Below are 4724 nucleotides of genomic sequence, written 5' to 3' on the forward strand. Positions count from 1 at the left end.
ATAATATTCTCTCGCTCCACACGCCGCTTTGTGGAACCCCCCCGCATCGCCCCGGGTCCCCGGTCCCGGAAATGCGGTCCGCGGCGCAGCAAGCCGAAGGAGGAGGGGCGCAGTGAGACCGGCCTCCAGGAGTCCATTCCCGGAAGATCCCGGCATTCGAGGGCCGCTGCATCCGCTCCGGCTTCGTTGCCCTCCCTCACCGTACCGCAGCGGGTACGCTTCGGTCGGGCGCCTTGCCGGAAGCGGCGCATCGACCCTCTCGGTGCACGGCCTCTTCGGCAACGGACCCCTGGAGGCCGGAGCGCAGGCGTGCGGGTGCAACGCACGCCGAGCCACGAACGGAGCCCCCCTCCGAGGCTGCGGAGCCGCTCCCGGACGCCCGCGCAACAGGGTGTATGACCGGAGGCAGACGCTTCACCGCAGGATGTTCAGGGTCGGCTTGATGAGCTCCATGAACTCCATCCGCGTGGACTGCCGCGTCCGGAAGACGCCGAGCATGGCGGAGGTGACCGCCTTGGAGTTCTGCTTCTCCACCCCCCGCATGATCATGCAGAGATGGAACGCCTCGATGACGACCGCCACCCCGTGGGGCTGCAGCGTGTCCATGATCGCCGTGGCGATCTCCTGGGTCAGGCGCTCCTGCACCTGCAGGCGGCGGGAGTACAGCTCGACCACGCGTGCGATCTTCGACAGCCCGACGATGTTCTTTTTCGGAATATACGCCACGTGGCACTTTCCGAAGAAGGGAAGGATGTGGTGCTCGCAGAGGGAGAAGAAGTCGAGGTCCTTGACGGTCACCATCTCGTCGTAGTTCTCGTGGAAGATGGCGCGCTGAAGCACTTCCCGCGGATCCTGGTGGTACCCGGAGGTGAGGAAGCGGATCGCCTTTTCGAACCGCTCCGGAGTATTTTTGAGCCCCTCGCGTTCGGGGTCCTCCCCGATCTTGATGAGCAAGTCGCGCGTGAGTTCCTGCATAATGGAGACATCATATAGCATGAGGAGGTGCGGCCGAACATGAAAAAGGGATCGGCGAAGCCCGCGTCCGGATCGATCGCGCAAGGATGGAAGAAGGCGCTGAGGAACGAGATCGAGGGACGGGAGTTCTACCGGATGGCGGCCGCGAACGCCCGCCTCGACGGCGTGCGTCAGATGTTCACCTTCCTGATGGAGGAGGAGGAGCGCCACCGCGAGGCGATCCTCGAGCAGATCGACAGGATGGAGGAGGGGAAACGCCCCCGGCTCGTCCGGAAAGCGTCCGGGAAGAGGGAGATCCGGAAATTTCGAAGCCCTCTTTTCCCTCCGGACTTTGTGGCCAAGGGAAAGAAGGCGGAGGGAGAGGCCGCCGCGCTTTCGATCGGAATGACGCTCGAAAGGCGCGCCATCGAGCAGTTCGCCGCCCTCCGGAAGACCGTGAAGGGGGACGCGGCCGCGGAGAAGGTGTTCGACGACCTGATCGCGTGGGAGCGGGAGCACCTGGAGATCCTCACGCGCCAGTACGAGCAGCTCCGGGAGATGTACTGGGAGGAGGCCAGGTTCTGGCCTTTCTGAGGGGAATATTTCGCAAGCGGATGGTCTTGGGACCGGCCGGCGGCAAGGGGGACGGGGATCCGGGGAGGAACGCCCCGGGAGAAGCGTGGACGGGATGCGGACCGACGCCGAACTGATGGAGCTCTACCGCGGGGGAAGCCGGGACGCCTTCGAGGAGCTGTTCGCCCGCCACCACCGGAAGGTGATCCACTTCTGCTACCGGATGACCGGGGATCAGGCGCGCGCGGAGGAGGCGGCCCAGGAGATCTTCTTGCGGATCGCCCGGGCGGCCTCCACCTATCAGCCGACCGCGAAGTTCACCACCTGGATGTACACCATCGCCCGGCGCACGACGCTCAATTTCCTGCGGGACGAGAAGGAGCACGGGGAAAAAGTGCCGATCCACCCCACGGGGGAGGAGGGAGATCCCGCCGAAGGGTATCCGCTTCCGGGCCGGGAGGATTGGGACCCCGAGCAGGTCGCCTGGGAGGGGCAGCTTCAGGAGAGGTACGCCGAGGCGCTCCAGAAGCTGCCGGAGGTGAACCGGGGCGCCTTTGTCCTGAACCGGGGGGAGGGCCTCTCTTACGAAGAAATTGCATCCGTTCAAGGCGTTACGGTGCAGGCGGTAAAAAGCAGGATCTTCCGGGCGCGCGAGATGCTCCTTGCGGAACTCTCCGGGCTTCTCAAGTGAAACCATTTCCGCGTCAAGGGGTTTAATCAGGGGAACGGGGTGACCCAGATGGCATGCAAAGAGATCCGGGAGACGATCAGCGCGTACGTGGACGGGGAGGCCTCTCCGGAGGAGGCCCGGGAGGTCAGGGAGCACCTTAGGGGCTGCGCGCAATGCCGGTCGGCGGAAAAACGGATGCGCGCTCTCGAGGTCGGCGTCTCGAGGACGGAAGGAGACGTCCCCCCCGAATTCCGGGACCGCCTTTTCGCCCGGATGGAGAAGGAGGATCTCCTCCCGAAGCGCCGGAGCATCTTCGCCTTCTCCGTGCGGTGGGCCGCCGTGCCCCTGGCGGCCGCGGCCGCGCTGGCCCTCTACATCATGTCTTCCCGCGAGATCCCCCGGGAATTCTCCTCCCCGGAGGTGCGCCCTCCCCAGGTCGCCCGCGAATTGACGGGACGGGAAAACGCTCCTTCCCTCCCCGGGGGCCCTTCTTCGGCTTCCCGTGACGCCGCCGGCGGGAAGGAGGAAATGCGGCCGCAGGTCGCTGGCGCGGCGGGGACGCTTTCCCCGGAGGACCGGGAGATCGTCGCCAACCTGGAGATCCTGGAGGACCCCGAACTGTTCGACGAGCCGCAGATCGACGAGATGGAGATTTTCGTCCCACCTCCCCGTCAACGGGGGTAGACTGATGTCACCCGGCACCCGAAAGCGATCGATTCTGGCGTGCGCGCTGGCGCTTTGCCTGGCTGTCATGGCGACCGGGCGGCAGGCCGTCGCGGGCGGCCGGGACGGCGCACCATCCGGGAGGAGAGGCGATGCGTTCGTGCGGGCGGAAGGTCGGCGGGTGGCCCAGGCGGGGGAAGTGACGCCGGAGAAGATCGAGCGATGGCGCACCATGACGCCGGAGGATCGGGAGAGGATCCGGGAGCGGTACCACCGGTGGAAGGAGCTTCCCCCGGAACGCAAGGAGAGGATCCTCGAGAGGAGGCGACAATGGCGGGAGCTCCCGGAGGGGCAGCGGAGCTTCCTGATGCAGCGGCGCGAGATCTACCGGAACGCCGGGCCGCAGGAGAAGCGGACCATCGAGACGTTCGCCCGGCGGTGGCGGGATCTCCCCCCCGAACGGCGCCGCGCGTTGCGGGGCCGGCTGGCCGAGTGGCGGGACCTCCCCGAGGGCAAGCGGGACGAACGGCTGAGGGAATGGCCGTTCTACCAAAGATTTTCCCCCGACGAGCGAAAGGCGGTGAGCCGTTTCCTGTTCTCCCAGCCCTCCCGGGGACCGAAGCGCGGTCCCCCCGGTTCCTCGCGTGACTGACCGGGAGAAGTGGATGCGGGTCGCGCTTGCCGAGGCGGCGAAGGCGGCGAACGAGGGAGAGGTCCCGGTCGGCGCGGTGGTGGTGGGACCCTCCGGGAAGATCATCGCCCGCGCGCACAACCGGATGGTTTCGGGGAACGACCCCGCCGCGCACGCGGAGATCCTCGCCTTGCGCAGGGCGGCGAAGAAGCTTTCCAACTACCGGCTCACGGGCTGCCGTCTCGTGGTGACGCTCGAGCCGTGCGTGATGTGCGCGGGGGCCGCCGTCAACGCCCGGGTTTCCGAAATCATCTTCGGGGCGGCCGACCCCAAGGCGGGAGCCGTTCACAGCCTCTTCCGGATCGCCTCCGACGAGAGGCTCAACCACCGGGCGATGGTGATCCCCGGGGTTCTCGGGAAGGAGTGCGCCGCCATCCTCACCGCGTTTTTCCGCCCCCGCCGGAAGGCCTAAGTACTCCGTTTCACAAATACGGTTGCATTCGAGCGCCGCTGCAGGGGGCCGGTCCCCGGAAGGGTTTCGTCGCGAGACAAGGGAGACCCTTTGGCTACGGCGGGCAAGCGCAGGAGCGAGCGCGGAGGCGTACGGGAAGTACGCCGCACAAGCAAGCGACGAGCACGCCCGACGCAGCCCGGGGATCGCTTGTCGCAGCAGAAAAGGCAGCCCTTTTGGCGACCGGCGCCTGCGGCGAGGGAACGCACCGCCAGCCCTTTGTCGGACTCCCTGCGCCCGGCTCGGCGTACCGCAAGTACGCCTGCGCCGTGCTCGGTCGTCCTTCGCGGTCTGACGGCGCATCCGCTTCGCCTCGGCTGCCGACCCTTCCGGGGACAGGTCCCTCGCTCCCGCGGAGTACGCGCTCCTTGCGCTCAGGGGGGACACTCCTGATGGGCGGGGACACTCCTCTCCCGCATCCCGGAGATGAATCAGGAATGTCCCCGGTGGGAGTGTCCCCCCCATCCTCAGTCGCGCGCCTTCGCCAAGGCGCGGCGCATCGACGCTCTCGGTGCGACACCGTATTTATGAAGCGGAGTACTAAGGGAAGCGGGAGGCAAACAGGGGGGCGAGGAGGCGAACCACCAGGTATCCCACTCCTCCGGCGAGGAGCAGCAGAAGATAGACGAAAGCGATGTCGGAACTCCGGGGGAACATGGGGTGCAGGGGAGGGAAAAGGGGCCGTTCCTTGCGGGAGAAAAACCTCCGGGGGGATCCTGCTT

At 66.8% G+C, this 4724-nt stretch carries 7 protein-coding genes; 5 read left to right on the forward strand and 2 right to left on the reverse strand.

Going from position 1 to position 4724, the window contains the following annotated elements; translation table 11 throughout:
- Window positions 1-414: 414 nt before the first annotated feature.
- Complete coding sequence (gene folE / locus VJ307_04395; GenBank protein HJX73375.1) at window positions 415-975, reverse strand: GTP cyclohydrolase I FolE; 561 nt, start codon at window positions 973-975, stop codon at window positions 415-417.
- Between the two features lie 39 nt (window positions 976-1014).
- Here folE and VJ307_04400 point away from each other — a divergent pair, with 39 nt between their 5' ends.
- From VJ307_04400 to tadA, 5 genes are all read left to right on the forward strand, one after another.
- The gene (locus VJ307_04400; protein HJX73376.1) at window positions 1015-1548 is read left to right on the forward strand and encodes a ferritin family protein; all 534 of its coding nucleotides are present in this window, start codon (window positions 1015-1017) and stop codon (window positions 1546-1548) included.
- A gap of 94 nt (window positions 1549-1642) precedes the next feature.
- Complete coding sequence (locus VJ307_04405; GenBank protein HJX73377.1) at window positions 1643-2218, forward strand: sigma-70 family RNA polymerase sigma factor; 576 nt, start codon at window positions 1643-1645, stop codon at window positions 2216-2218.
- A 48-nt stretch (window positions 2219-2266) separates the two neighbouring features.
- Window positions 2267-2881, forward strand: coding sequence for a zf-HC2 domain-containing protein (locus VJ307_04410; protein HJX73378.1), 615 nt, complete (start codon window positions 2267-2269; stop codon window positions 2879-2881).
- Between the two features lie 4 nt (window positions 2882-2885).
- The gene (locus VJ307_04415) at window positions 2886-3512 is read left to right on the forward strand and encodes a DUF3106 domain-containing protein (protein ID HJX73379.1); all 627 of its coding nucleotides are present in this window, start codon (window positions 2886-2888) and stop codon (window positions 3510-3512) included.
- Window positions 3505-3963: a tRNA adenosine(34) deaminase TadA gene (gene tadA / locus VJ307_04420; GenBank protein HJX73380.1), complete on the forward strand. Its 459-nt coding sequence runs from the start codon at window positions 3505-3507 to the stop codon at window positions 3961-3963. The genes VJ307_04415 and tadA overlap by 8 nt, the downstream gene beginning before the upstream one ends.
- Before the next feature lie 579 nt (window positions 3964-4542).
- On the opposite strand, the gene VJ307_04425 is transcribed toward tadA, so the two are convergent.
- Window positions 4543-4724: hypothetical protein (locus VJ307_04425; protein ID HJX73381.1), on the reverse strand; the 182-nt coding region annotated here is incomplete at its 5' end.

The organism is Candidatus Deferrimicrobiaceae bacterium (assembly GCA_035256765.1).
Lineage (GTDB): Bacteria > Desulfobacterota > Deferrimicrobia > Deferrimicrobiales > Deferrimicrobiaceae > CSP1-8.

Bases quoted from the DNA above. Each gene is read 5' to 3' on its own strand.
- folE (HJX73375.1), bottom strand. From the start codon at position 975: ATGCAGGAACTCACGCGCGACTTGCTCATCAAGATCGGGGAGGACCCC.
- VJ307_04400 (HJX73376.1), top strand. From the start codon at position 1,015: ATGAAAAAGGGATCGGCGAAGCCCGCGTCCGGATCGATCGCGCAAGGA.
- VJ307_04405 (HJX73377.1), top strand. From the start codon at position 1,643: ATGCGGACCGACGCCGAACTGATGGAGCTCTACCGCGGGGGAAGCCGG.
- VJ307_04410 (HJX73378.1), top strand. From the start codon at position 2,267: ATGGCATGCAAAGAGATCCGGGAGACGATCAGCGCGTACGTGGACGGG.
- VJ307_04415 (HJX73379.1), top strand. From the start codon at position 2,886: ATGTCACCCGGCACCCGAAAGCGATCGATTCTGGCGTGCGCGCTGGCG.